The 26,186-nt window shown below is 43.5% G+C and carries 25 protein-coding genes, 1 other RNA gene and 2 other annotated features; of the genes, 23 read left to right on the top strand and 3 right to left on the bottom strand.

Features of this window, described 5'->3' with window-relative positions; genetic code table 11:
• The first annotated feature begins 160 nt into the window (after nt 1–160).
• From ACFODW_RS08885 to ssrS, 6 genes are all read left to right on the top strand, one after another.
• Nucleotides 161–2,362: a RelA/SpoT family protein gene (locus ACFODW_RS08885; protein WP_390305460.1), complete on the top strand. Its 2,202-nt coding sequence runs from the start codon at nt 161–163 to the stop codon at nt 2,360–2,362.
• Between the two features lie 37 nt (nt 2,363–2,399).
• Nucleotides 2,400–2,849 (top strand): D-aminoacyl-tRNA deacylase, encoded by a 450-nt coding sequence (gene dtd / locus ACFODW_RS08880; RefSeq protein ID WP_390305457.1) that lies wholly within the window; start codon nt 2,400–2,402, stop codon nt 2,847–2,849.
• 208 nt (nt 2,850–3,057) lie between these two features.
• Nucleotides 3,058–3,231 carry a hypothetical protein gene (locus ACFODW_RS08875; protein ID WP_390305454.1) on the top strand — a complete coding sequence of 58 codons (174 nt, stop codon included), beginning with the start codon at nt 3,058–3,060 and terminating at the stop codon, nt 3,229–3,231.
• Nucleotides 3,232–3,294: 63 nt separating this feature from the next.
• Nucleotides 3,295–3,513: a binding site (T-box leader), on the top strand.
• Nucleotides 3,514–3,568: 55 nt separating this feature from the next.
• Nucleotides 3,569–4,858: a histidine--tRNA ligase gene (hisS, locus tag ACFODW_RS08870; protein ID WP_390305452.1), complete on the top strand. Its 1,290-nt coding sequence runs from the start codon at nt 3,569–3,571 to the stop codon at nt 4,856–4,858.
• On the top strand, nt 4,851–6,623 hold the full coding sequence (gene aspS, locus ACFODW_RS08865; RefSeq protein WP_390305450.1) for an aspartate--tRNA ligase: 1,773 nt from the start codon (nt 4,851–4,853) through the stop codon (nt 6,621–6,623). The genes hisS and aspS overlap by 8 nt, the downstream gene beginning before the upstream one ends.
• A 99-nt stretch (nt 6,624–6,722) precedes the next feature.
• Nucleotides 6,723–6,908: non-coding RNA, 6S RNA (ssrS, locus tag ACFODW_RS08860), on the top strand.
• A 56-nt stretch (nt 6,909–6,964) separates the two neighbouring features.
• Here ssrS and ACFODW_RS08855 read toward each other — a convergent pair.
• Nucleotides 6,965–7,624, bottom strand: a complete 660-nt coding sequence (locus tag ACFODW_RS08855) for an RsfA family transcriptional regulator (protein ID WP_390305448.1) — start codon at nt 7,622–7,624, stop codon at nt 6,965–6,967.
• Between the two features lie 88 nt (nt 7,625–7,712).
• Complete coding sequence (locus ACFODW_RS08850; protein ID WP_390305446.1) at nt 7,713–8,987, bottom strand: replication-associated recombination protein A; 1,275 nt, start codon at nt 8,985–8,987, stop codon at nt 7,713–7,715.
• A 170-nt stretch (nt 8,988–9,157) separates the two neighbouring features.
• Between ACFODW_RS08850 and cymR the strand changes: the two genes are divergently transcribed.
• From cymR to mtnN, 17 genes are all read left to right on the top strand, one after another.
• The gene (gene cymR, locus ACFODW_RS08845; RefSeq protein WP_390305444.1) at nt 9,158–9,577 is read left to right on the top strand and encodes a cysteine metabolism transcriptional regulator CymR; all 420 of its coding nucleotides are present in this window, start codon (nt 9,158–9,160) and stop codon (nt 9,575–9,577) included.
• 22 nt (nt 9,578–9,599) lie between these two features.
• Complete coding sequence (locus ACFODW_RS08840) at nt 9,600–10,745, top strand: cysteine desulfurase family protein (protein ID WP_390305442.1); 1,146 nt, start codon at nt 9,600–9,602, stop codon at nt 10,743–10,745.
• A 15-nt stretch (nt 10,746–10,760) separates the two neighbouring features.
• A complete protein-coding gene (gene mnmA / locus ACFODW_RS08835; RefSeq protein WP_390305440.1) occupies nt 10,761–11,873 on the top strand; it encodes a tRNA 2-thiouridine(34) synthase MnmA in 1,113 nt (370 codons plus the stop codon).
• Nucleotides 11,874–11,884: 11 nt separating this feature from the next.
• Nucleotides 11,885–12,547 carry a tetratricopeptide repeat protein gene (locus ACFODW_RS08830; RefSeq protein WP_390305437.1) on the top strand — a complete coding sequence of 221 codons (663 nt, stop codon included), beginning with the start codon at nt 11,885–11,887 and terminating at the stop codon, nt 12,545–12,547.
• 20 nt (nt 12,548–12,567) lie between these two features.
• Nucleotides 12,568–14,886: an SF1B family DNA helicase RecD2 gene (gene recD2, locus ACFODW_RS08825; protein ID WP_390305435.1), complete on the top strand. Its 2,319-nt coding sequence runs from the start codon at nt 12,568–12,570 to the stop codon at nt 14,884–14,886.
• Between the two features lie 63 nt (nt 14,887–14,949).
• A complete protein-coding gene (locus ACFODW_RS08820; protein WP_390305433.1) occupies nt 14,950–15,135 on the top strand; it encodes a hypothetical protein in 186 nt (61 codons plus the stop codon).
• A 76-nt stretch (nt 15,136–15,211) separates the two neighbouring features.
• The gene (locus ACFODW_RS08815; protein WP_390305431.1) at nt 15,212–16,279 is read left to right on the top strand and encodes an AI-2E family transporter; all 1,068 of its coding nucleotides are present in this window, start codon (nt 15,212–15,214) and stop codon (nt 16,277–16,279) included.
• Between the two features lie 52 nt (nt 16,280–16,331).
• Nucleotides 16,332–16,542, top strand: a binding site (T-box leader).
• Between the two features lie 51 nt (nt 16,543–16,593).
• On the top strand, nt 16,594–19,233 hold the full coding sequence (gene alaS / locus ACFODW_RS08810; protein WP_390305429.1) for an alanine--tRNA ligase: 2,640 nt from the start codon (nt 16,594–16,596) through the stop codon (nt 19,231–19,233).
• 159 nt (nt 19,234–19,392) lie between these two features.
• Nucleotides 19,393–19,662: an IreB family regulatory phosphoprotein gene (locus tag ACFODW_RS08805; RefSeq protein ID WP_390305427.1), complete on the top strand. Its 270-nt coding sequence runs from the start codon at nt 19,393–19,395 to the stop codon at nt 19,660–19,662.
• Complete coding sequence (gene ruvX / locus ACFODW_RS08800; protein WP_390305425.1) at nt 19,659–20,072, top strand: Holliday junction resolvase RuvX; 414 nt, start codon at nt 19,659–19,661, stop codon at nt 20,070–20,072. Before ACFODW_RS08805 ends, ruvX begins: the two co-directional genes overlap by 4 nt.
• 14 nt (nt 20,073–20,086) lie before the next feature.
• A complete protein-coding gene (locus tag ACFODW_RS08795; RefSeq protein ID WP_390305422.1) occupies nt 20,087–20,374 on the top strand; it encodes a DUF1292 domain-containing protein in 288 nt (95 codons plus the stop codon).
• Between the two features lie 269 nt (nt 20,375–20,643).
• A complete protein-coding gene (gene mltG / locus ACFODW_RS08790) occupies nt 20,644–21,762 on the top strand; it encodes an endolytic transglycosylase MltG (RefSeq protein WP_390305420.1) in 1,119 nt (372 codons plus the stop codon).
• A gap of 69 nt (nt 21,763–21,831) precedes the next feature.
• Complete coding sequence (locus tag ACFODW_RS08785) at nt 21,832–22,470, top strand: O-methyltransferase (protein ID WP_390305417.1); 639 nt, start codon at nt 21,832–21,834, stop codon at nt 22,468–22,470.
• A gap of 18 nt (nt 22,471–22,488) precedes the next feature.
• Nucleotides 22,489–23,124 (top strand): uridine kinase, encoded by a 636-nt coding sequence (gene udk, locus ACFODW_RS08780; protein WP_390305415.1) that lies wholly within the window; start codon nt 22,489–22,491, stop codon nt 23,122–23,124.
• Nucleotides 23,125–23,256: 132 nt separating this feature from the next.
• Nucleotides 23,257–23,733: a transcription elongation factor GreA gene (gene greA / locus ACFODW_RS08775; protein ID WP_390305413.1), complete on the top strand. Its 477-nt coding sequence runs from the start codon at nt 23,257–23,259 to the stop codon at nt 23,731–23,733.
• 220 nt (nt 23,734–23,953) lie between these two features.
• Nucleotides 23,954–24,637, top strand: a complete 684-nt coding sequence (locus ACFODW_RS08770; RefSeq protein WP_390305411.1) for a YrrS family protein — start codon at nt 23,954–23,956, stop codon at nt 24,635–24,637.
• A 27-nt stretch (nt 24,638–24,664) separates the two neighbouring features.
• On the top strand, nt 24,665–25,360 hold the full coding sequence (mtnN, locus tag ACFODW_RS08765) for a 5'-methylthioadenosine/S-adenosylhomocysteine nucleosidase (protein ID WP_390305409.1): 696 nt from the start codon (nt 24,665–24,667) through the stop codon (nt 25,358–25,360).
• Between the two features lie 46 nt (nt 25,361–25,406).
• Here mtnN and sigK read toward each other — a convergent pair whose 3' ends face one another.
• Entirely contained in the window at nt 25,407–26,111 is a 705-nt protein-coding gene (sigK, locus tag ACFODW_RS08760; protein WP_390305407.1) for an RNA polymerase sporulation sigma factor SigK, read from the bottom strand.
• Nucleotides 26,112–26,186 lie beyond the last annotated feature (75 nt).

Here is a 26,186-nt window from a genome sequence, read left to right as displayed (position 1 = left end):
ACAGAGGTCTGGTAATGCTCTTGGCATTTCCAGGCCTTTTGTCGATTAATTGTACAATTTGTCAAACTTTCAATGCTTTTTCATACATTTCTCCCATGTTTTTTGATAGTATTAGGAAGTATATACCTGAATATATTCAGACAGCGAATAAGGTGATTAAATGGCAAAAGATAATATTTTAACAATAGAAGAAGTTATTGGCCGGGCTGGGGAATTCCTGGGCAAGGAGGAAACACGTCTGATTGAACGTGCCTATGACTACGCAGCGGAGGCGCATAAAGAGCAGTACCGTAAATCCGGGGAGCCGTATATCATCCATCCGGTACAGGTTGCAGGAATTCTTGTGGATCTGGAGATGGATGCAGAAACAATTGCCGGAGGACTGCTGCACGATGTCTTAGAAGACACCAGTGTCACCTTTACTATGCTTGAAGAAGAGTTTAACGAGGAAGTTGCCATGCTGGTGGATGGAGTAACCAAGCTGGGGAAAATTAAATACAAATCCCGTGAAGCGATTCAGGCGGAGAATCACCGTAAGATGTTTGTAGCGATGGCCAAGGATATTCGTGTCATATTGATCAAGCTTGCGGACCGCTTGCATAATATGCGGACGTTGAAACATCTGAAACCGGAGAAGCAGAGAAGGATTTCAAATGAAACCTTGGAGATTTTTGCACCACTTGCCCATCGGCTGGGGATTTCAACCATCAAATGGGAATTGGAAGATACTGCCCTTAGATATTTGAATCCGCAGCAATATTACAGAATTGTACAATTGATGAAACAAAAAAGAGAACAGCGGGAGTCCTATATTGAAGGAGTCATGAAAGAAGTCGACACCCAGCTCAAGGATCTTAACATTGAGGCCGATATGTCCGGCAGGCCGAAGCATCTTTACAGTATCTATCAAAAAATGGTGAAGCAAAATAAACAGTTTAATGAAATTTATGACCTTCTCGCAGTCAGAATAATCGTAGACAGCATCAAGGACTGCTATGCAGTACTCGGGATCATCCATACATGCTGGAAGCCTATGCCAGGGCGATTCAAGGATTATATAGCAATGCCAAAGCAAAATCTTTACCAATCCCTCCATACCACGGTCATCGGCCCCAAAGGCGACCCATTGGAAGTACAGATTCGCACAAAGGAAATGCATGAGATTGCAGAATACGGAATAGCTGCACACTGGGCTTATAAAGAAGGCAGACAGTTAAGCAATGGGAAAAAATCATTTGAGGAAAAACTGACATGGTTCAGGGAAATTCTTGAATGGCAGTCAGAAACAAATGATGCTGAGGAGTTCATGGAATCATTGAAAGTTGACCTTTTCTCCGATATGGTCTATGTGTTCACACCAAAAGGAGATGTCATTGAACTGCCTTCCGGTTCAATCCCTCTTGACTTTGCCTATAAAATCCATACAGAAATAGGTAACAAGACAATTGGTGCGAAAGTGAACGGGAAGATGGAGCCGCTGGACTATAAGTTGAAAAATGGCGATATTGTCGAGGTCATGACTTCCAAGCATTCATATGGTCCGTCTCAGGATTGGCTGAAGATTACTCAAACTTCTCAGGCGAAGAACAAAATCAAGCAATTCTTCAAGAAACAGAAGCGGGAAGAAAATATTCTAAAAGGGAAGGAAGCTGTAGAACATGAGATTCAAGAACTCTCCTTCCATCCTAAAGATGTACTGACACAGGAAAATATTGACCGCGTCTGTGAGAAGTTTAATTTCTCAAATGAGGATGACATGTACGCGGCGGTAGGTTACCAAGGAATAACAGCTGCAGTGATTGCAACCAGGTTGACAGACAAAATAAGGGCGACACGGCAGAAAGAACAGGACCTGGCCCAGACAATTGAAGAAGTCAATACAGATTTCAAGAAGAAGAAAGCACCAAAAGGAGATTCGGGGGTCCGAGTGGAAGGAGTGGACAACCTGCTCGTCCGTTTGGCCAAATGCTGCAACCCTGTGCCAGGTGATGCCATTGTCGGTTATATTACAAAGGGAAGAGGTGTATCTGTACACCGCGCTGACTGTCCTAATGTACAGACGGAGGAAGCGAAGCAACGCTATATGCACGTAGAATGGGAAGGAGCACAGCCGGAGAAGAAACAATATCATGTTGATTTGGAGATATCGGGCTATGACCGGCGCGGATTATTAAACGAAGTCCTTCAAGCAGTAAATGAGACGAAGACCAATATCACTCATGTTAACGGCAGGTCTGACCGCAATAAGATGGCAATCATCCAGATCACCATTCTGATTCATAATACAAGCCATCTAAGAAAGATTGTGGAACGTATTAAGCAGATAAAGGACGTATATACCGTAACAAGAACTATTCATTAGCTAGAGAATCATGCATAGAAGTAAAGGAGCAGCGGTAATGAAGGCAGTTATACAGCGTGCAACGAATGCAAGTGTTTCTGTAGAAAATAGGAAAGTGGGGGAAATCGGGGCCGGACTGGTCATCCTTCTTGGCGTCACCCACGATGATACTCTGGAGGACGCGAAGTATCTGGCCAATAAGGCAGTCAATCTGAGAATTTTTGAAGATGATTCTGGAAAAATGAATCTGTCCCTGAAAGATGTCTCAGGAAGTATTTTATCCATTTCCCAATTCACCCTTTATGGGGATGCCAGAAAAGGCAGAAGGCCGAACTTTATGCAGGCTGCCAAGCCGGAGATGGCGAATGATTTATATGAGAGGTTCAACGAATTTGTCCGCGATGAGAATATCGACGTAGAAACAGGAGAGTTTGGGGCAATGATGGATGTTCAGCTGACAAATAATGGACCGGTAACATTGATACTGGACAGTAAGGAGCAACGCTAGGTGACGGGCAGAGTGTCTTGATGCGCTTCTTTTAAAACCGGCTTTGCAGGGTTGCCGGGTATGCCTTTCTATAGCATCTGTCCAGCTTGCTGGAAACTGGATTCTAATCCTTCTCGGTAATCGATCCGCCGGAACTCTTTTCAGTCGTAATTATAAAATGCCGGGTTGTAGGCAAAGATAAAAAAAACGACAATGGAGGGGATTTCCGGTGAGAATAAATGAAAAACATGGAACTACCATACATGGTGCGGATGTAGCCGGGATTAATTTTCACCGATTCATGGAATTGGAGAATTATGCAAATCATATGGAAATTGCTGAAGAGTTTGGTATATCGTTGGGCGAAGTGCACAAGCTGAAGAAAAAGATAAGTCGCTCTTGACATTCCATCAGGTAAAGATTAACATAATAGTCATTCCAAGCTACTTTTAGATAATATATAAAACGAACACCAATGAAGGAAAGAGTAGTCAATATCCCCTGATAAGAGAGGAAATGCCAGAGGCTGGAAGCATTTCTGCAGCGGGCTTGATGAAAGACATTCCGGAGGATCCATATTGAACCTTTAGTAAATATGGACGTTTTGCAGGCGTTAACTGTGAACGAGCGGATGCTGATGCAGCATCAACTAGGGTGGCAACGCGGGTTAACTCTCGTCCCTTTTATATTAAAGGGACGAGAGTTTTTTATATTCACTAGAGAATCAGGAGGTAGGAAGAATGGCGATAAAAGCACCACGAGGCACCGTGGACATATTACCAGGGGATGCCGAAAAATGGCAGTTCGTCGAATCTAAAATAAAAGAAGTGTGCGACCGGTATCATTTCAATGAAATACGCACTCCTCTCTTTGAACATACAGAAGTGTTTCAGCGGGGAGTTGGTGATACTACCGATATTGTACAAAAAGAGATGTATACATTTGAAGACAGGGGGGGGAGAAGCCTTACCCTTAGGCCGGAGGGTACTGCGTCGGTAGTTCGAGCGTTTGTACAGAACAAATTATTCGGCAACCCTAATCAGCCAGTGAAACTATATTACTTTGCACAAATGTTCCGGTATGAGCGCCCCCAGAAAGGCAGAATGCGCCAGTTGAATCAATTTGGTGTAGAAGTGCTTGGCAGCGACGACCCTGCAGTAGATGCAGAAGTTATTGATTTGGCGATGAGCTGCTATCAGAGTCTAGGACTGAAGTCATTGAAATTGGTGATAAATTCACTTGGAGATAAAGAAAGTCGGGAAAATCACCGCAGAGCGCTTGTAGAGCACTTCACCCCACATAAAGAGGAACTTTGCGGGGATTGTCAGAGCCGGCTGGAAAAGAACCCTCTAAGAGTTCTCGACTGCAAGAAGGACCGCGATCATCCGGCAATGGCAACAGCACCATCTATCCTGGATTATCTGAACAGGGAATCAGAGGATTATTTCAATCAGGTTAAATCATATTTAACAGCGATGGGGATTGAGTATGAAGTAGATAAAAATCTTGTCCGAGGATTGGACTATTATAACCACACTGCATTTGAAATAATGAGTGAAGCTGAAGGTTTCGGTGCAATCACTACCCTTGCCGGCGGGGGCAGATATAATGGGCTTGTCGAAGAGCTGGATGGCCCGTCAACACCCGGAATAGGCTTTGGTATGGGCTTGGAGCGGCTGCTGATGGCATTGGAGGCTGAGAATATAGAAATGCCAATTGATCATCAATTAGACTGCTTCCTAGTAGCAGTTGGTGCAGAAGCTGAAAAAGAATCAGTACGGATACTGCATGAACTTAGGAACAGCGGGATCCAGATTGATAAAGACTATCAGAAACGGAAAATGAAGGCGCAATTTAAAGCGGCAGACCGCAATGCAGCCAAGTTTGTGCTTGTGCTAGGAGAAGATGAATTGCAAAAAGGTGTTATTAATGTTAAATCGATGGAAACTGGTGAGCAGGCTGAATTACCGCTAACCGAGCTTACCGGGCGCCTACAGAAGATACTTAAAGGAGGAAATATCAGTGAGTAATCGGGTTATGGCCGGCACTCTCCGGCAGACACATATAGACCAGCAGGTTTTACTAAAGGGCTGGGTACAGACACGCAGGGATTTAGGCGGATTGATTTTCATCGATTTGAGGGACAGGTCGGGCATCGTGCAAATTGTATTTAATCCGGAAAGTTCCCTTGAAGCATTAAAGGTTGCCGAGACAATACGTACGGAATATGTCCTGGAGGTTAGAGGGACAGTGGTCCAGCGAGAAGAATCGACGATCAACCCTCTACTGGAGACGGGAAACATCGAGGTTGTTGTGTCAGATATCAACATTCTCAATATTTCAAAGACACCGCCGTTCCCCATCAAGGATGAAACAGATGTAGCCGAAGATCTCCGTCTCAAATACCGTTATATAGATCTCAGAAGAAAAGAATTACAGGAAACATTTAAACTACGCCATCGTACAACTCAAGCAATCAGGGATTATCTGAACAAAGATGGCTTTTTAGAAATGGAGACACCGATCCTTACGAAAAGCACCCCAGAGGGGGCGAGGGATTATTTGGTTCCCAGCAGGGTACACCCAGGCGAATTTTATGCATTACCTCAATCTCCTCAGCTTTTCAAGCAGCTAATCATGATGGGCGGGTTTGAAAAGTACTATCAGATAGCACGGTGTTTCCGGGATGAAGATCTGCGTGCTGACCGGCAGCCTGAGTTCACCCAGGTTGATATAGAGACCTCCTTCTTGACCAGTGATGAAATCATGGAAATGACAGAGAAGATGATGCAGTATGTGGTAAAGGAAGTGAAAGGGATTGATATTTCCCTGCCGCTTAAGAGGATGCCATATGATGAAGCAATGGAGCGTTATGGATCAGATAAACCAGATACCCGGTTTGGCATGGAGCTTGTTCATGTTTCAGACGTGGTTGCAGATTCCGGTTTTAAAGTGTTTAAAGGAGCGGTTGACTCCGGAGGCAAAGTTGCTTTACTGAACGCTCGCGGACAGGCCGATAAATATTCACGTAAGGATATAGATAAACTTGCAGAATTTGCGGAAGTTTACGGGGCAAAAGGCCTGGCGTGGTTGAAGGTTGAAGGAGAAGACATTAAAGGCCCAATTGCCAAGTTTCTGTCGACAGAGGAAAAGTCGGGCATACTTGACAGAGCAGAGGCGCAAAGTGGTGATTTATTGCTGTTTGTTGCCGATAAAACGCAGGTCGTCTATGACAGTCTTGGGTCTCTAAGATTGAAGCTTGGAAAAGAGCTCGGACTGATAGACGAGAAAGCATTCAATTTCCTCTGGGTAACTGACTGGCCGCTCTTGGAGTATGACGAAGAACTTGGGAGATATTTTGCCGCCCACCATCCTTTCACTTCGCCAATGGAAGAGGATATGGATATGTTAGCTGATAATCCTGCAGCTGTAAGAGCAAATGCATATGACCTTGTGCTGAATGGGTATGAATTAGGTGGGGGATCGATCCGTATCCATCAAAAACATTTGCAGGAACAAATGTTTAAGGCATTAGGCTTCACGGAAGAGGAAGTAAAGGAACAGTTTGGTTTCCTCATGGAAGCTTTGGAACACGGTGCACCTCCACATGGTGGTGTAGCGTTGGGATTGGACCGTATCATTATGCTGCTGGCAGGCCGTAATAATCTCAGGGACACTATTCTCTTCCCTAAAACTGCTTCAGCTTCTGATCCACTTACAGAAGCCCCAGGGGAAGTTTCAGAGGCCCAGTTGGATGAACTGAAAATCCAGCTGCAACAGAAAGTAGAAAAATAGTAAAATAACGTCGAAAATTCTATTACTATATTTAGATCTTCTCTGTTGAATATGAAGAAACCATGTGTTAATATATATTTACAATCTTAATAATACCAATCAATCCTGATGTGTACGTCTATGAAAAGTATTTTGACCGAACAACCTTAAACTAGGGAGCTCAATGGGTTTTTGTGCTGCGTGCATGCCTCATACCTTTGAGGAAGCACAATATGCACAAAACAGAGCACCCACCTGCCTGGAGCGGGATCAAAACTTCAGATAGACGGCACAATCGGGATTGATGGTATACATAGAAAAATGACCCGGCCACTCGGATGAGCGGCCGGGTCATTTTTCTGCTAGCTTGATGTGCCATTGGCAAGCTGTTCAAGGTTCCCGTTTTTATCCATTTTGAATGCAGGGGAAGACATACCGCCCTGGTCATTCAAAACTGTCATCTTCCTGGCCCGATCCATAATTTGTATGAATGCCTGGTAGTCTTCTTGAATGGTAGACAACTGCTTTTCGGTTTGCTCCAGTTGTTTCTCGAGGTCGGTTACTTGATTTTTCAACGCAAGCTTCTCATTTTCAAGCTGTTCCATCGTCGTTTTTGATTGATTAGAAGCATGATAGTCTTTTTTCAGGTCTTTCAAAAAACGGATGACCATGTCTATTGTCAATTCTGAATCTTCGAAGGCTGGAGAACTAGCCCCTTCTTTTCTACTGTCCGTATTTGCTGGCAGAGTCATAACTTGCTTATTAGCAGGGGACTTTTGTGCTGCCATAGCACGTTTTTTCTCTTTTCGCTGCCTTTTTGCCAGGTCTATAGCATTCTCATACTTCATACGTACCTCCGCATTCCAACGGAAACCGCAAGCAGCCGAAGTACGGTTCAATTTATCCCCAACTTCATCAAAGGCATTCAGTTGGGTGCTTCCTTCCCTTATATGCCGCAATACCGTCTCTGCCAGTAAAAGGTCATCTTCATGTGACCATGCATCTTGTCTCACTTTCACCATTATATTTCACTCCTTCTCCGTTATAGGCAATTAAATAGATTTCGGTGTTTGATCCTAGTGTTGCCCTGGTAAGAAGGAATTATACATTTTACCGCCTCTCTTGCTGGATTTTTTCATAAACTTGTTTCATAGCCTTTTCAAACTTGCCTGTTTCCTTCGGTTGATAATAGTGTCTGTTTTTTATAGAATCGGGCAAATATTGCTGTGTGGTCCAAGCGCCTTCGTAATTATGTGGATACTTGTATTCCAGCCCTCTGCCCAAGGAGGCTGCACCCTTATAATGAGTGTCCTTTAAGTGTGCAGGAATTTCACCGCTCTTGCCGTTGCGGATATCCATAAGGGCGGCATCTAATGCTTTATATGCTGTGTTTGATTTTGGTGATAGTGCAAGCTCCACGATGGCGACCGACAAAGGTATCCGTGCCTCCGGGAAACCGAGCCTTTCCGCGGCTTCTACGGCAGCCAATACACGAGGGCCTGCTTGTGGATTTGCCAGACCAATATCTTCATAGGTTGTCACAACCAGACGTCTTGCAATACTGTCGAGATCTCCTGCTTCGATCAATCGGCCCAAATAATGGAGAGAAGCATCCACGTCACTGCCGCGTATGGACTTTTGAAAGGCGGAAAGTACATCATAATGAGCGTCACCGTCTTTGTCGTGGGAAAAGCTCTTTTTCTGCATACACTCTTCCGCTACGTCTAGAGAAATGACTACTTGGTTATTCTCATTTTCAGGAGTGGATGCTACTGCAAGTTCAATTCCGTTCAAAGCAGCACGAAGGTCACCGTTGGAGCTGGTTGAAAAGTGGTGCAGGGCATCTTCCTCGATGACAATGCTTTTTTTTCCATATCCATCTTTTTCATCTTTTATGCCGCGTTCAATAGCTGTTTTTACATTCTCTTCTGTGAGGGGATGCAGCTCAAACAGGTGGCATCGGCTTCTTATAGCCGGGTTAATGGAATGGTAAGGGTTGCTCGTTGTACAGCCTATCAGCGTCAGCAAATTGCTTTCTAAGTGCGGCAGCAGGAAATCCTGTTTTCCTTTGTCCAGTCTATGTACCTCGTCAAGGACGAGAACCATTTGTCCTTGCATCTTAGCCTCCTCGACTGCAATCTCCATATCTTTTTTCTTATCGGTGACAGCATTTAGGTTTTTCACCGGGAGATTCAGGCTTTTTCCAAGAGCAGTGGCCATAGATGTTTTTCCTGTCCCGGGGGGGCCGAACAAAATCATGGATGCAAGCTTGCCTGCTTGTACCATACGGTGAAGGATCTTCCCTTCTCCTACCAGATGCTCCTGTCCGATAATTTCACTAATATGTGAAGGTCTCATACGAAATGCAAGTGGTTTTTGGTTCATTTTTATCTTCCTTTATATTATAATATTTATTCGTTCATTTTAACGTAAAAGCTGTATCGATAAAATGCAATAACCATGTTATTCATGCTATAATATCATGGATTGTAGCAGATAGTTAAAGAATTTAACCATAATATAAGTAAGACTGATAAATAATAGAGGTGTGAAGGATGAAAATATCCACAAAAGGAAGATACGGTTTAACGATAATGATTGAGCTTTCCAAGAAGTATGGAAAAGGCCCGACTTCGCTTAAATCGATAGCACGGGAAAATGACTTGTCGGAACACTATTTGGAACAACTGGCCTCTCCTCTGAGGAATGCAGGTCTTATCAAAAGCATCAGAGGGGCATATGGAGGTTATATGCTGGCAAGAGAACCGAAGGAGATAACTGCCGGTGATATTATACGCGTACTCGAAGGCCCAATCACCCCGGTTGAAGGGATAGAGGATGAAGAGCCTGCAAAACAGGCATTATGGATCCGTGTTCGAGATGCCGTCAAGGATGTATTGGATACCACTACATTGGAAGATTTGGCAAGTCACAACAATGATGAGCCGCAGGAGTCCTATATGTTCTATATTTAATCAAGCAGGAAGGGAAGATTTTATGGATCACATATATCTAGATCATGCCGCCACTGCTCCCATGCATGAAGATGTATGGAAGGCTATGTATCCTGTATATCAGGAAGTCTTCGGTAACCCGTCCAGTGTGCATGCATTCGGCAGAAAGGCCAGACAGCAGTTGGACCGAGCGAGGCGGGTGCTGGCAGAGAGTATCCATGCCAACGAGAAGGAAATCATCTTTACAAGTGGCGGCACAGAAGCAGATAACATCGCACTATTTGGCACTGCTTCCGCCGTTAAATCCCGCGGGAATCATATTATTACCACGGCACAGGAACATCATGCCGCCCTTCATACTGCGGAACAGTTGGAAAGACAAGGATTTGACGTCACCTATCTGCCGGTGTACGGGGATGGGCAGATTTCCATGGAAGACTTGAAACAGTCGTTGAGGGAGGATACCATCTTAGTATCAGTCATGTATGTTAATAATGAAACTGGGGTCATACAGCCTGTTGAGGAAATAGGAAAGCTGCTAGCTGAGCATCAAGCTTATTTCCATACAGACGCTGTCCAGGCGTATGGCCTGATAGATATTAATACGAAAGAGCTGGGTATAGACCTGTTGACGGTATCGTCCCATAAAATAAATGGTCCGAAAGGGATAGGCTTTCTTTATGTCAGAGAAGGGGTAAAAGTTGAACCACTTCAATTTGGCGGGGAGCAGGAACGGAAACGGCGTCCCGGAACCGAAAACGTAGCGGGAGCTGTAGGCTTCAGCACCGCCGCACAAATAGGAATGGAGGAGAGGGAGCTTAGGAACGAGCTTTATCAGGGATATAAGGACCTCTTTTTAAGCAAACTCGAGAAGCAGGGGATTTCCTTTGAGATAAATGGGGATTATAATCGGTCAATTGCTTCCATTGTCAACGTCAGCTTCCCTGGTACGAATGTGGAAACTCTGCTTACCAATTTTGACCTGGAGGGTATTGCAGCGTCCAGTGGAAGTGCTTGTACGGCAGGTTCGGTGGAGCCTTCCCATGTACTTTCTGCCATGTATGGAGAGAAAAATGAATGTACAACAAATTCCATCCGGTTCAGTTTCGGCCTATTCAATAATAAAGAGAATGTCGAGGAAGCTGCAGATAGAGTGGCAAAAATAATTAAACGCCTAACTTCACTATAAAGGAAAGTGGTATAGATGAAAAATAATAAGGACACACGCGTAGTGGTTGGAATGAGTGGCGGTGTCGATTCTTCCGTAGCCGCTCTGCTGCTGAAGGAGCAGGGATATGATGTGGTCGGCATCTTCATGAAGAATTGGGATGATACCGATGAATTTGGTGTGTGTACAGCTACAGAAGATTTTGATGATGTCGTCCGGGTTTGCAATCAATTGGACATCCCATACTATGCAGTGAATTTTGAAAAGCAATATTGGGATAAAGTATTCACATATTTTTTAGATGAATATAAAGCCGGGAGAACTCCCAATCCGGATGTTATGTGCAATAAGGAAATCAAGTTTAAAGCATTTTTGGACCATGCTCTGTCCCTTGGGGCAGATTACTTGGCTACAGGCCATTATGCACAAGTGAGAGAGAAGGACGGGCATGTAGAAATGCTTCGTGGAGTAGATGATAATAAAGACCAGACTTACTTCCTTAATCAGTTGTCGGAAGAAGTTTTGTCAAAAGTCATGTTCCCTTTGGGCCATCTTCCCAAATCGAAGGTCAGGGAGATTGCTATGGAGCACGGGCTTGCCACTGCCACTAAAAAAGACAGCACGGGGATTTGCTTTATTGGTGAACGTAACTTCAAAGAATTCTTAAGCGAGTATCTTCCTGCACAGCCAGGCGATATGCAGACATTGGATGGAGTGGTAAAAGGGCGCCATGACGGACTGATGTATTATACTCTCGGCCAGCGGCAGGGATTGGGAATTGGCGGTTCAGGCGACCCTTGGTTTGTCATCGGGAAGAACCTGAAGGATAATATCCTTTATGTAGAGCAAGGGTTCAGTAATGATAAGCTGTACTCCGATGGCTTAATTGCAACGGATGTCAATTGGATCAATTCCGATAAGGTAAGCAGCAGCTTCACCTGTACGGCGAAATTCCGCTACCGCCAGCAGGACAGTGAGGTAACGGTGGAATTATTGGATGACAATAAAGTCCATGTAAAATTCGCGGAAAAGCAGCGCGCAATTACACCCGGACAAGCAGTGGTGTTCTATGATGGAGAAGTATGTATGGGCGGAGGCACCATCGATAAAGTCATCAAAGACGACCAGGCTTTGGACTATGTAGGGTAAGGGGTATTATTATGGACAAAAATGCACAGGCAATCCAATATATGAAAGACAATGAATATGAGAAAGCGGCTGAACTGTTCAATGAACTGATAGAAGAGAACCCAGGGGACCCGGTTGGATTTGTCAATTTCGGCAATCTCCTGCTTCATATCAATGATTTTGTCAGAGCCGAACGTTTTTTCAAAAAAGCAATAGAACTTGATGAAAAAACCGCCACCGCCTATTATGGCCTGGGAAATCTATATTATGAGCAGGAAGAGTATGACAGAGCGGAGAAGAACTATCAAAGAGCAATTGAACTAGGATTGGCCGAAAGCGATGTCTATTTCATGCTAGGTATGATCTTTCAGCAGAAAGAACAGTTCAAGCTTGCCCTTCCCTATCTGTTGAGGGCTGTTGAACTATCACCTGATGATTATGAGATTCAATTCCAATACGGCCTTTCTCTTGCACAGGCAGAGTATATAGAAGAAGCAGACAAAGCCTTCAAGGAGGTGCTCAAGAAAAACCCTGAACACAGTGATGCGCATTATAATTCCGGTGTAATCTCCCTCCTTCATGGAGATGCCGAAACTGCTTTGCATCATTTTGAGGAGTCCCTCCGTATTCAGCCGGATCATGTACTCGCTGCCAATGGGAAGAAAAATATAGAAGATATCCTTAAGCAGGAATAGAAGAGCAGGGGTTGTTCTTGATGGACATGGATAGACAGTCGTCGGTAGAAGAAAAAGGATATATAAAAGGTGAGCTTCTGCACACTATCTTTCATAATGAAGAGGAGCGGTTCTCCATTGTGAAAATACGTGTGCAGGAGACCAATGAGGATTTTAACGAAAAAGAGATTGTTGCTAAAGGGTATTTTGCTGGACTGCAAGAACAAACAGCCTATGTTTTCCACGGTGAATTTGAAAGACATCCAAGGTTCGGATTGCAATATAAGGTGAATTCCTATCGCACCTTCATCCCGGATACCAAGGACGGTATCGTTGCCTACCTTTCCAGTGACCTATTTTATGGAGTGGGGCGGAAAACGGCCCAGAGGATTGTTGAGCATCTTGGAGAATCTGCCATATCCCAAATATTAAGTCATCCTGAGGTGCTGGAGGAGGTTCCTCAGATAAAAAAAGAAACAAGGGAACAACTGGCAAAAAGCCTTCAGGAAAACCAGGGGTTTGAGCATATCGTTGTATTTCTTTCCAAATATGGCATCGGGTTGAAGATGGCTCAGAGGATCTACCAGCAGTATAAGGAAGATGCGATAGAGGTGCTTAATGATGACCCCTATAGATATGTATTTGATATAGAAGGGTTTGGCTTCCAAACTGCAGATGAGATTGCGAAACAGAATGGTTTATCAATGACACACCCAAACCGGATTGGTGCTGGGTGTATTTATGTTTTGCAAAAAAGCGTCCAGGGCGGCCATGTCTTTTTGCCTGTAGAAGAATGTATAGAAGAGATGCTGTCATTACTTTCACATGAGTCACTCACCGTTTCCGTCATCTCCGACCACCTGGATGTATTGAACACAGAAAAGACAATCATCATACAAGATGGGAATGTATATCTACCTTCCCTCTACTATGCAGAAGATGGCTTTTCAGCTAATTTAAAAAGGCTGATGGATACCCCTGTCGATCATGAGACTACAGAGGCCGAACTGATGAAAATTATCGGCGATATTGAAGAAGCAGAAGTTCTAAGCTATGGAAAAGAGCAGTTTGAAGCGATTAATCAGGCTCTTCACTCCAAGCTTATGATATTGACAGGAGGCCCTGGTACAGGAAAGACGACTGTTGTGAAGGGGATCATTAAGTCATATGCTGCCGTACATCAAGTATCGTTGGATCCGGATGACTATGACAGTCCGGATGAATACCCATTTATTCTGACCGCTCCGACCGGCAGGGCAGCCAAGCGTCTCAATGAATCGACAGGACTACCTGCCCTTACCATCCATCGCCTGCTTGGGTGGGATGGTAAGGATGGTTTCAATAAAGATCAAAATGAGCAGCTTACTGGTAGATTCTTGATTGTGGATGAGTTTTCGATGGTTGATACATGGCTTGCCAACCACCTTTTCAAAGCCATTCCTGACGATATGCAGGTTCTACTGGTAGGAGATGAAGATCAGCTTCCATCCGTAGGTCCAGGCCAGGTGCTGGCCGACTTGCTGGCAAGTGAGCTTCTTCCGTCGGTCAGTCTTCATGAGGTATATCGGCAGAAAGAGGGATCCAAAATTATACAGCTGGCGCATGAAATTAAAAATGGCAGCGTCCCATCCCTCGGAAATGATAAAGATTTCAGCTTCATTCGCTGTCATGAGCCACAAGTGCTGGAGGCTATTACGCAAATATTTTCAAGTGCCAAAAATAAAGGGCTGGACCTGCGGGATATCCAAGTGCTGGCTCCCATGTACCGTTCTCAAGCAGGGATCACTGCCATTAATAGGGAATTGCAGCAATTGATCAACCCTAAGACACCAAGGAAGCGGGAAGTGAAAACGAGAGATGCAGTATTTCGAGTAGGCGACAAAGTCCTTCAACTTGTAAACCAGCCGGAAAATGGTGTTTATAACGGGGATATCGGCGAGGTAGTGGCAATTTTTAAAGAAGATGAAAATACGGATAATGTGGAACAGCTGGTCATTGAGTTTGAAGAAAAAGAAGTTGTATATGAACGGAAAGACTATGTAAATATCATGCATGCATATTGCATATCTATTCATAAATCACAAGGCAGCGAATTTCCAATTGTGATAATGCCCGTTATTTCTGCTTATCATCGTATGCTGCGAAAGAACCTGCTTTATACGGCTATTACCAGAAGTAAAGATTCTTTGATCATCTGTGGTGAAGAGCAAGCATTTCTGCGTGGAATAAAGACCGAGGATACAAACCGAAGATATACTTCCCTAAAAGAACAACTGGAAGGGAAGATGAATGGGTTATCTATACCTAATCCTCAAGAAATGGATGAGGAGGAAGGCCTTTCCCCATATGACTTTATGTAATGATGTATATTTAACGTTAATTCGGGCAAGCATGTCATAATAACTAATTTCCAGAGGTGTGATGTGATGCGATGCCCGAATTGTCACGGTAAGGACTTAGGCAGGATTGGCTCCCAGCAGTATTACTGCTGGACTTGCTTTATTGAAATGGCAGTGGAAAAAAATAAGCTGAAGGTGCACCAAGTAGAACCGGATGGTTCGTTAAGCTCCCTTGACGACCTTTTCTCCGAAGAGGAAAGGAAAATATAGATCTTTCCATACAGAATAGTATTTTTAAACTGGGATAAAAGGCGCGTATTCTTTTGCTCAGGGGAGAGAGGTCAACATGTTTCATAGTGGAAAGGCGCTAAGCGTCCTGTATTGGCTGATTACCGGTATACTAGTCTTCTTATTTATTTTTCTGCTCTTTCAGCTGTTCCCTTTTTATGGGGCTGTTTTTTCTTTTGCTATCAATCTGCTGGCTCCATTTTTGCTCTCATGCCTGTTGGCATATCTATTATACCCGGTCGTTCAAAAACTTCATAAATGGGATATCCCAAGGACTGCCGCTATATTGTTGATTTATGTTCTCTTTTTTGGAGGTACAGCATATGCAGTTTACCGGGTCTATCCGGCAGCCGTCCATCAGCTTCAGGATTTAAACCAGCAGCTTCCCGTTTTTATTGATATGTATCAGGATTTAATCTATCAACTGTATGAATATACTTCTTTTCTTCCTGAGACAATACATGACAAGATGGATCAATGGATTGCCCGAGTAGAATCCGGGTTGGAGAATCTCCTCGACAAATTGGTTGGTGGGTTTACCAAAATCTTTGATATGATTTTATTTCTGACGGTCATCCCTGTGCTTGTCTTCTACTTTCTAAAAGATTATGGAATACTTACCGGATTTTTCAAGAAATTTATACCTGGAAAATACCGTCCTCAAATCAGCCATATGGCGCATGCAATTGATGAAAGTCTGGGTAATTATATTCGTGGCCAATTGCTGGTTTGCTTATTTGTCGGTTTGGCATCATGGATAGCTTTTCAGCTGCTAGGATTGAAATACGCTTTGCTCCTTGCGATTATCATGGGCCTGACTAACATCATCCCTTACTTCGGGCCGATTATTGGTGCGGTTCCAGCAGTAGCGATTGCACTGACCATGTCTGGCCATCTCGTTATTTTTGCACTGCTTGCCATCTTCGCCATACAGGTGATAGAGGGCAACCTTCTTTCACCTTATATTGTCGGAAAAAGTATCGATATCCATCCAGTGGCCATTATTTTTGTGCTTCTGCTTGGTGGCCAGCTATTTGGGATAATTGGAATGATTATTGCAGTTCCTGCTCTAACGATAGGAAAGGTTATCATCAGTCATTTGTGGGAGTTACGGGATTATCGTTGACAACCATAAAAAAGTTTTCTATAATATCGCTAAGATAAACCACTTGCATATGAAAAACACGCTGAAGGTTATAAGTACATGATGACCGGTTGACAAGAGAGGGATTTTCCAGGCTGAAAAAAATCCTGAATGCTGAATCATGGAAAGCTAAACCAGAGTACGGTTAATCCCCGTCGGTTTCATACCGTTAACATGTATAAGTGATGGACAGGTGTTTCTTGTTCATAATTAGGGTGGTACCGCGATAGAATCTCGTCCCTGCAATATGCAGAGAGGAGATTTTTTTATTTGGATAAAATGAAGGAGGATTTTAAATGAATACATTATCATCTGCCCAGGTCAGGCAAATGTTTATTGATTTTTTTAAGGAAAAAGGACATAGAGTGGAACCTAGCGCCTCACTTGTTCCAAAGGATGATCCTACTTTACTTTGGATCAATAGTGGAGTAGCTACGCTGAAAAAATATTTTGACGGCCGGGTGATTCCCGATAATCCAAGATTGGTAAATGCACAAAAATCCATTCGTACCAATGACATTGAGAACGTCGGATTTACGGCAAGACACCACACGTTCTTCGAAATGCTCGGGAACTTCTCCATTGGCGATTATTTTAAGAAAGAGGCGATCGAATGGGCATGGGAATTCCTTACAAGTGACAAGTGGATCGGATTCGATGAAGAACTGTTATCTGTTACAGTCCATCCAGAAGATGATGAAGCATATGATTTCTGGCTGAATGACATTGGGCTGCCAAAAGAACGCATCATACGTCTGGAGGAAAACTTCTGGGATATTGGAGAAGGTCCAAGTGGCCCGAATACGGAAATATTCTACGACCGTGGAGAGAAGTATGGCAATGACCCCAATGATCCGGAACTTTATCCAGGCGGGGAAAATGAACGTTATTTGGAGATTTGGAATTTAGTGTTTTCCCAGTTTAACCATAATCCTGATGACACGTATACACCGCTGCCGAAGAAAAACATTGATACTGGTATGGGATTGGAGCGAGTGGTCTCAGTCATTCAGGATGTACCGACCAATTTCGAGACAGATCTATTTATGCCGATCATAAGAAAAACAGAAGCCTTGGCTTCCACTTCCTACGGGAAAAGCAAAGAGAGCGATACAGCCTTCAAAGTAATTGCCGATCATATCAGAACGGTAAGCTTTGCTGTTGGCGACGGAGCGGTGCCATCCAATGAGGGAAGGGGATATGTGCTCCGAAGGCTCCTCAGAAGAGCTGTGCGGTTTGCCAAGGAAATTGGGATTGAGAAACCATTTATGTTTGAACTGGTAGAAACCGTGGGTGAGATCATGAAGGACTTCTACCCTCAAGTACTGAAGCAGAAAGAATTCATTGAGAATATTGTAAAAGTGGAAGAGGAAAGGTTCCATGAGACCTTAAATGATGGACTTCAGATTCTTACGACCATCATGGAGAATGAAAAGAGCAAAGGAAGCACAGTCTTTCCCGGAGTAGAGGTATTCCGCCTCTATGACACGTATGGTTTCCCTAAAGAATTGACAGAAGAATATGTTCAGGACCAAGGGTTTACTATTGATGAGCAGGGCTTTCAGGAGGAAATGGAAAAGCAGCGGGAGAGAGCCAGAAATGCCCGGCAGAAAGTGGACTCCATGCAGGTGCAGGATGGAGCTCTAAGTGATATAGAAGTGGAGAGCGAATTTGTCGGTTACGGCAATTTGGAGACGGATACGGAAATTGCTGCTATTGTTGATGGCAAGCAGGAAACGGATAAAGCAGATCCAGGCAGGGAGGTATACCTTTTCCTTAAAGAGACACCTTTCTATGCAGAAAGCGGTGGTCAGATTGCCGATAACGGCTGGATCTATACAGACAGCTGCTCTGCATATGTAAAGGATGTCCAAAAATCACCAAAGGGCCAGCATGTTCATCTGGTAGAGATAAAAGAGGGGTCTTTCAAGACGGGTGATAAAGTTAGAGCTATGGTCGACAGCAAATTCCGGTCTTCGATCATTAAAAACCATACAGCCACCCATCTGTTGCATCAGGCACTCAAGGATGTACTTGGGAGTCATGTAAATCAGGCAGGTTCTCTGGTGACACCTGACCGGCTTCGATTCGACTTCTCCCATTTTAGCAGTGTATCTTCGGAAGAATTGCAGCAGATTGAAGAACTTGTTAATAAGAAAATCTGGAATTCACTCGCACTCAGCATAGATAACAAACGGCTGGAGGAAGCAAAGGAAATGGGGGCGATGGCTCTATTCGGGGAAAAATACGGAGATATTGTCCGAGTGGTGCAGATCGGAGATTATAGTATTGAACTTTGCGGCGGCTGCCATGTCCGGAACACTTCAGAAATAGGAATGTTCAAGATTGTTACCGAGAGCGGAATAGGAGCAGGCACAAGAAGAATTGAGGCAGTCACTAGCAGACAGGCCTATGAATTTATGAACGATAAGCTTAGCTTATTGGAGAAGTCTGCCACTATGGTCAAATCTGCGGAAGAAAAACTGCCAGAACGTATTGAGGCATTATTTGCAGAGATTCAATCGCTTAAGAAAGAAAATGAGTCTCTAAATGCGAAGATGTCCAATTTGGAAGCAGCATCCATCCTGGATCAGGTAGAGGCAGTGGACGGTGTACCTCTCTTGGCACAGAAAGTTAATGTTAAAGACATGAACCAATTGAGAAACATGGTAGATGACTTGAAACAGAAACTCGAGTCCGGTATTATCCTGCTTGCTGCTGAAAACAACCAAAAGGTCCAGCTTGCGGCAGGTGTATCCAAGGATCTTGTGGAGAAAGGATACCATGCAGGAAACCTGATCAAGCAGGCAGCAACCATATGCGGTGGAGGCGGTGGCGGACGTCCAGACATGGCCCAAGCCGGCGGAAAAGATCCCGAGAAAATAAATGAAGCACTTGAGTCTGCTAGGCAGCATATTAGGGAAAATTCAAAGTAAAGTCAGATTATAGGATTTCTGTAAAAACATATAATAAATGCTTGAAACATGTTAAAATAGGGAAAGGAAAATCTTGCCTGTCCTAATCAAGGGCCAGTTGATTCGGTAAACACATCTGATGGCTAAGGATGTCAAGTTATACCAAAAAGAGGTGTCGTAATGAGTTCTATGGACAGAACGATGAAGTTCAACTTTTCGGACGAGCCATTTGACCAGGATATTAAGGAGATCCTGTTTACGGTTCACGAGGCATTGCAGGAGAAGGGGTATAATCCGATTAACCAGATTGTAGGCTACCTGCTATCAGGAGATCCTGCATACATTCCGAGACATAATGATGCCAGAAATTTAATCCGGAAAATTGAGCGGGACGAAGTGATTGAAGAGCTTGTAAAGTATTATCTCGAGCATCAGAAGGAGCATCAATGAAAATAATTGGATTGGATGTAGGTTCCAAAACGATCGGCGTCGCTGTCAGCGATGCATTAGGATGGACTGCACAGGGTCTTACCACCATAAAATGGGATGAAAACAATTTGGAATCTGCAGACGAAGAGCTAAAAAACATCATAGAAGAACATGAAATCGGGAAGGCTATTATCGGGCTTCCCAAAAATATGAATGGTACGATCGGTGAAAGGGGAGAAGCATCCCAAAGGTATGCAGAGCACGTAGAAAAGGTGCATGGAATACCGGTTTCCCTTTGGGATGAACGGCTCACCACAGTAGCTGCGGAAAGAGTGCTGCTTGAAGCTGATATGAGCAGAAAAAAGAGAAAGAAAGTCATTGATAAGATGGCCGCTGTAATGATTTTGCAAGGTTATCTTGATCAAAAATAAAAGGAGTGTATCATATGGCATTGGAAGAAAGGGAAAGAATTGTCATTCCGGACGAAAACGGAGAGGAGCATCTATTCGAGGTCCTGTTTACATTTGATGTAGACAAAACAGGACACTCTTACATTGCTGTCGCACCTGCAGAGCAGGCAGAAGAGGAGGAAGTGGAAGTATATGCTTTCCGTTATGAAGAAAAAAACGAGAACGAAGATGATCTTTCCCTTTTCCCGATTGAGTCTGATGATGAATGGGAAATGGTCGAGGAAATGCTGAATACACTGGCAGATGAAGAAAACGAGGCTTAACAAGGCTTAACATGTCTGTATGAAGGGTTGATGCTGCATTTTTGGCATCAATCCTTTTTTATGGATTCTATTCCATTCGCAAACAGAAATAAACCAGCCCGTTTCGGCGCACCCAATGACCAGCAGGGCTTCCCCAATAGGCTGTATGTACATTGCAAAGCAGGCAGCCATGCCGTTTAAACAGATCACCGTAAACCTCGAGTTTTGTTTCCTGATGGAATATCATGCCGATTTTTAGTATAATGTACCGGACAGGAGGGAGTCAGTGAATGTCAAGGGATAAACGGAAAAAGAAATACATGGTTAACTTTAAAGAACGGACAGAAGAAGCCAAAAAGGTTCGTAAAATTGTATCTATCATTGTTATAACGATCGCTGTTCTCCTTATTGTAGGCGCAGCCTCTCTGTTTTTTTATGTGAATTCGGCGATGAAACCTGTTGATCCAGACAGTGAGGAAGAAGTAACCATTGAGGTGCCTATTGGCTCTTCTACATCCACTATCGCTTCAATACTTGAAGAAAATGGTCTGATCCGCAATGCGCTTGTTTTCCGCATGTATGTGAAATTCCATAATGAAACAGATTTTCAGGCCGGAGAATACACATTTACTCCCTCTATGGAGATGAAAGAAATGGTTGATTCGTTAAAAAATGGTATCGTCATGGCGGAACCAGTACATAGAATTACTATTCCAGAAGGCCTCTCCATGGACCAGATTGCTGAGATATACGCCGACAGTCTTCATTTTACGAAGGAAGATTTTCTTGAAAAAGTAAATGACCGTGCATATCTTGAAGAATTGATGGAACAATATCCGAACCTTCTGACAGAGGACATTCTTGATGAAGAGATAAGGACCCCGCTGGAAGGTTACCTCTTTGCATCCACCTATGATTTCTATAAAGAGGAGCCTGAAATTGAGACTATTGTACAGAAGATGTTGACGGAAACGGAGAAACTGATCACGGAATACAGGGCTGAATTAGATGAACAGGGATGGACAGTTCATGAGTCGATAACGTTCGCATCTTTGGTAGAGAAGGAAGCAGGGGAAGTAGAACAGCGCAATGAAATTGCCGGCGTATTCTATAATCGGATGGAAGAGGGAATGCCTCTTCAAACAGATCCGACTGTTCTATATGCTTTAGGAGAACATAAAGAGCGTGTTTTGTATGAGGATTTGGATATTGAATCACCATATAACACCTATGTAGTGGAAGCACTGCCGATCGGTCCAATTTCCAACTTTGCTGAGAGTTCGTTGGAAGCTGTGGCCAATCCGAAGCAATCGGATTATCTATATTTCCTGCATGATGCGGATGGTAACATCCATTATGCGGAAACATATGAAGAACACCTGAAGAACAGGAATGAACATATGGATTAATCTTTATAGGGAATGTGGACTTAACCACATTTCCCGTTTTTATAATGGATAGGAAAATGGGGTAATATTATGAAAGAATGCATGGCTGATTATTTATTAGGAACATTGCCGAAGAAAGAGGAATGGGTTCTTCAAATGGAAGAGTATGCTGATAATGAGAGAGTTCCGATTATGGATCCTATCAGCATGAACTTTATGATGCAGTTGATAAGGGTGAAAAGGCCTGATCATATTCTTGAGATAGGAACGGCGATTGGCTATTCGGCATTAATGATGGCGCAAGCGCTCCCAGATGCCAAGATTATCTCTATTGAAAAAGACGAGGCAAGGTACCAAATTGCCATGGATAATATAAACAAACAGGGCAAGAAGAATCAGATTCAGGTCATACATGGGGATGCCCGCCATGAATTAGAGATTCTGAGGGATAAAGGGGAGTCTTTTGACCTGATTTTTATTGATGCCGCGAAGGGTCAATACCGGAGCTTCTTTGAGCTGGCTGAAGGATTATTAAAGGCCAACGCAATAATTGTTTCCGATAATGTATTATTCAGAGGGCTTGTAGCCGAACCGGAAAAGGCGACCCGAAGACATAGGAAGATGGTTGAAAAAATCAGAAGCTATAATAAGTGGATTAGTGCTCATCCCGAGTTTGACACTTCCATCATCCCTGTTGGAGATGGAATAGCCATTAGTGTGAAGAAATAAAGAAAGGAAGAAGTTTATATGAGTGAAAAACCGGTCGTCATCGGAGTGGCTGGGGGAAGCGGCAGCGGGAAGACTTCTGTAACCCGATCTATCTCCCATCGCTTTTCCGAGCAGACCATCCAAGTGATTGAACAGGATTATTATTATAAAGATCAGAGTCATCTTCCATTGGAGGAGAGGCTGAATACGAATTATGACCATCCTTTTGCCTTTGACAATGATCTGTTGATTGAACATATACATGAGCTGATCAAGGGAAATCCGATTGAAAAACCGGTTTATGACTACAAGGTCCATACCCGTTCTGATGAAGTCATCAAGGTGGATCCCAGGGATGTTATCATATTGGAGGGAATTTTAATACTGGATGATCCTCGCTTGGTAGAATTAATGGACATAAAAGTATTTGTCGATACAGATGCCGATCTCAGAATCATCCGCAGAATGCTTAGGGACATAAAGGAAAGGGGCAGGACACTGGACTCAGTAATCGATCAATATATCAACAATGTACGTCCGTCACACCTTCAGTTCATCGAGCCTACCAAACGTTATGCGGATATTATTATCCCTGAAGGTGGCCAGAATGAGGTAGCTATTGATATAATGGCGTCTAAAATAGAATCCATTTTGTCTAAAAAACACGAAAGATAATCAGATGAAAAGTATTGAAAACTTCGGCGGATTCTGCCATAGTATTGATTAGTATAATTTCAGCTTTTAGGTGGAAAAGGGCATGGACATGCCCATCCTATATGTGGAGATAGAAAAGGAGTGTAAAATGTCATGGCGACAGAGAAAAGTTATTATATGACTCAAGAGGGGAAAGAGAAATTAGAAGAAGAACTGCGTTATTTAAAGACGGATCGGCGTCAGGAAGTCGTCGAGCGAATTAAAATAGCCAGAGATTTTGGTGACCTCTCCGAAAACTCGGAATATGATGCAGCCAAAGATGAACAGGCTTTTGTAGAGTCGCGGATTTCCCAAGTGGAAACGATGATTCGCAATGCTGTCATCATTGAGAACGACAATGAAGATCCCAATGTAGTGGCACTGGGTAAGTCTGTAACTTTCCAGGAGATTCCTGATGGGGAAGAGGAGACATATACCATTGTTGGAAGTGCTGAGGCTGATCCATTTGAAGGAAAGATATCAAATGATTCACCAATGGCAAAGAGCCTTCTAGGGAAGGAAATTGGCAGTGAAGTCACGGTAGCTACACCTGGTGGGGATATGCAGGTGAAAATCCTCCAAGTGGAATAGGTTGAAGGAGTATCAAAAGGAGCGGATGGTTCTGCTTCATTTGAAAAAACTTGAGAAGAGATGCATCGGCATTCACTACACAATTAGTGAATGCCGAGTTTTTATTATTTGCGCGGTGTTGTAATTATCAATATAATTCAGTTAGACCTTTAAACTTAGGTTTTCTTGGTTGAGGAAATCAGTTGAATTGCAGGGTGAGTACAGGGAGGGGAGTTTCCTAATGGGTAACACAGAACAAGAAAAAAGGACACGTGTGAACAAATTTGAGAAACGAAGAAAAAATACAAAAGCAAGTTCTATCTTATTAGTCTTGGGAGCTATTCTGCTGCTTGTAGTACTGGGTATATGGATTTTTGGAGGGAATGAAGAGAAAACTTCCGAAGAAGCCAGTAACCGGGAATCATCCGACTCGGGGTTTATTATTAATGAAGATGAAAAGGATGGGACCAGCTCTGAGGAAGATGAGAGCAGCGGGGATGGCCAAGAAGGTGAACAGGAACAGACATCTGAGGGAGACCAGTCAAGTAATGAACCAGCAGAAGACGAAGAGGAACGTAATGAACCAGAGCTAGAGCCGGCAGAGCCCTCTGACGGGAATGTAAAAGAAGCATATACGGCCGACTGGGACCCAATCGGCACTGAACAGGAAGGGGACCATACAACTGTTTACCAGGAAGGATCTCAGGACCGTATAGAAATCGCCCGTGCAGCAGCAATGGCCACAGGACTAGATGCGGATAATATGGAAACCTTCTGGGTTGGCAATAACAACCATCCACAAAAAGTGCGGACAACTGTAGCAAATCCAGAGTATACAGAGGTATACAGGGTCTTTCTAACTTGGGTTGATGGAGAGGGATGGAAGCCGACAAAAGTGGAAGAGCTTTATGAACCAGCCAAATAAAGAAGTATAAAAACAGGAGGATATAAAGTGACTATAGGAATAATCGGAGCAATGGATGAAGAAATAGCTAAGTTGATGGAGAACATGAGGGACGTAAAAGAAGAATCTATTGCAAATTGCTTATTTGCTGAAGGAACATTGAAAGGAACAGATGTAGTAGTGCTTAAATCCGGTATAGGAAAAGTAAATGCGGCTATGGCGGCAACCATAATGCATGAACGTTATCACCCTTCCTATGTCATTAACACAGGCTCTGCAGGAGGGCATTCAGCGGAATTGGAAGTTGGCGATATTGTTATCTCCAACAGGGTTGTCCATCATGATGTGGATGTGACAGCTTTCGGTTATGCGTATGGGCAGGTACCTGGTCTGCCGAGCATGTTTGACGCCGATGCTCAACTCGTTTCCATAGCTATAAAAGCTGCAAAGGGGATGGGCCTGCGTTACGCTGAAGGCATCATTGCAACCGGAGATACCTTTATGGAAGACCCTTCTAAGGTGGAGGAGGTTAATAAAAAATTCCCGGCAATGCTCGCGATGGAAATGGAAGCAGCTGCAATTGCACAGGTGTGTTCCCAGTATGAAGTACCTTTTGTGATTATTCGTGCATTGTCAGACATAGCCGGGAAAGAATCTTCCGTTTCCTTTGACGCCTTCTTAGAGAAGGCGGCGGATAATGCAGCAGGGCTAATTATGGAAATGGTGCAAGATATACAGAAGTAAAGGGGATATGAGCGCAGCTGCCAGTAAAAGATGCGCTCATGTTTTTTTAATGCCTTTTTTCCTGGCGGTAATATTCATGGAAAACCTTCATCAATGCTCTTTTTTCGATTCGTGAAACATAGCTTCTGGAGATGGTCAGTTTCTCCGCTATTTCCCGCTGGGTCAATTCTTTCTGGCCATTCAGCCCATAACGGTAAACAATAACCTCTCGCTCACGATCATCTAATACAGAAAAGTAATCCTGCAGTTTAGCAATTTCCATGTTTAATTGGATGTATTCAATAATATTCTCATTTTCAGCTTCAAGAATATCAATCAGGCTTATTTCATTCCCCTCTTTATCCTGGCCAATGGGATCATGCAAAGAAACGTCCTTCTTTACCTTTTTCAATGCACGTAAATGCATAAGTATCTCATTTTCAATACAGCGGGCTGCATACGTAGCTAGTTTTGTCCCCTTATCTGCCGAGAAGCTTTCCACCCCCTTAATTAGGCCGATAGTTCCGATGGAAATTAAATCCTCCAGATCTTCACCAGTATTCTCAAATTTTTTAACAATATGGGCGACCAGCCGTAAATTATGTTCAATCAGTTTATTCCTTGCTTCTTCACTTCCTTTTTGCATTTCTTCAATGTACTTTGCTTCCTTATCCGGCGGCAGAGGCTGAGGAAAAGCGTGGTTTTTTACGTAGGAGACAAAGAATAGAGCTTCCTTGATTAAAAGTGCCAACATACTTAATATTCCGGACATTTATACCACCTCCCATTTGGGCTGAAGCCTATACTACAACTGTATGTTTCGATGGCATGTTTCGTGTCTGTCCAA

It is taken from the genome of Virgibacillus sediminis (genome assembly GCF_042643265.1).
Lineage (GTDB): Bacteria > Bacillota > Bacilli > Bacillales > Amphibacillaceae > Virgibacillus_O > Virgibacillus_O sediminis.
The sequence above is the reverse complement of the archived record's forward strand: the minus strand, read 5'-3'. Positions and strand labels throughout refer to the sequence as shown.

Excerpts from the sequence above, each read along its gene's own strand:
- ACFODW_RS08855 (WP_390305448.1), bottom strand. The coding sequence starts at position 7,624 with ATGGTGAAAGTGAGACAAGATGCATGGTCACATGAAGATGACCTTTTA.
- sigK (WP_390305407.1), bottom strand. The coding sequence starts at position 26,111 with ATGTCCGGAATATTAAGTATGTTGGCACTTTTAATCAAGGAAGCTCTA.
- ACFODW_RS08785 (WP_390305417.1), top strand. The coding sequence starts at position 21,832 with ATGAAAGAATGCATGGCTGATTATTTATTAGGAACATTGCCGAAGAAA.
- ACFODW_RS08885 (WP_390305460.1), top strand. The coding sequence starts at position 161 with ATGGCAAAAGATAATATTTTAACAATAGAAGAAGTTATTGGCCGGGCT.
- mnmA (WP_390305440.1), top strand. The coding sequence starts at position 10,761 with ATGAAAAATAATAAGGACACACGCGTAGTGGTTGGAATGAGTGGCGGT.
- dtd (WP_390305457.1), top strand. The coding sequence starts at position 2,400 with ATGAAGGCAGTTATACAGCGTGCAACGAATGCAAGTGTTTCTGTAGAA.
- ACFODW_RS08815 (WP_390305431.1), top strand. The coding sequence starts at position 15,212 with ATGTTTCATAGTGGAAAGGCGCTAAGCGTCCTGTATTGGCTGATTACC.
- mltG (WP_390305420.1), top strand. The coding sequence starts at position 20,644 with ATGTCAAGGGATAAACGGAAAAAGAAATACATGGTTAACTTTAAAGAA.
- cymR (WP_390305444.1), top strand. The coding sequence starts at position 9,158 with ATGAAAATATCCACAAAAGGAAGATACGGTTTAACGATAATGATTGAG.
- ruvX (WP_390305425.1), top strand. The coding sequence starts at position 19,659 with ATGAAAATAATTGGATTGGATGTAGGTTCCAAAACGATCGGCGTCGCT.
- ACFODW_RS08850 (WP_390305446.1), bottom strand. The coding sequence starts at position 8,987 with ATGAACCAAAAACCACTTGCATTTCGTATGAGACCTTCACATATTAGT.
- ACFODW_RS08830 (WP_390305437.1), top strand. The coding sequence starts at position 11,885 with ATGGACAAAAATGCACAGGCAATCCAATATATGAAAGACAATGAATAT.
- ACFODW_RS08840 (WP_390305442.1), top strand. The coding sequence starts at position 9,600 with ATGGATCACATATATCTAGATCATGCCGCCACTGCTCCCATGCATGAA.
- ACFODW_RS08805 (WP_390305427.1), top strand. The coding sequence starts at position 19,393 with ATGAGTTCTATGGACAGAACGATGAAGTTCAACTTTTCGGACGAGCCA.
- alaS (WP_390305429.1), top strand. The coding sequence starts at position 16,594 with ATGAATACATTATCATCTGCCCAGGTCAGGCAAATGTTTATTGATTTT.
- udk (WP_390305415.1), top strand. The coding sequence starts at position 22,489 with ATGAGTGAAAAACCGGTCGTCATCGGAGTGGCTGGGGGAAGCGGCAGC.
- greA (WP_390305413.1), top strand. The coding sequence starts at position 23,257 with ATGGCGACAGAGAAAAGTTATTATATGACTCAAGAGGGGAAAGAGAAA.
- recD2 (WP_390305435.1), top strand. The coding sequence starts at position 12,568 with ATGGACATGGATAGACAGTCGTCGGTAGAAGAAAAAGGATATATAAAA.
- ACFODW_RS08795 (WP_390305422.1), top strand. The coding sequence starts at position 20,087 with ATGGCATTGGAAGAAAGGGAAAGAATTGTCATTCCGGACGAAAACGGA.
- hisS (WP_390305452.1), top strand. The coding sequence starts at position 3,569 with ATGGCGATAAAAGCACCACGAGGCACCGTGGACATATTACCAGGGGAT.
- ACFODW_RS08770 (WP_390305411.1), top strand. The coding sequence starts at position 23,954 with ATGGGTAACACAGAACAAGAAAAAAGGACACGTGTGAACAAATTTGAG.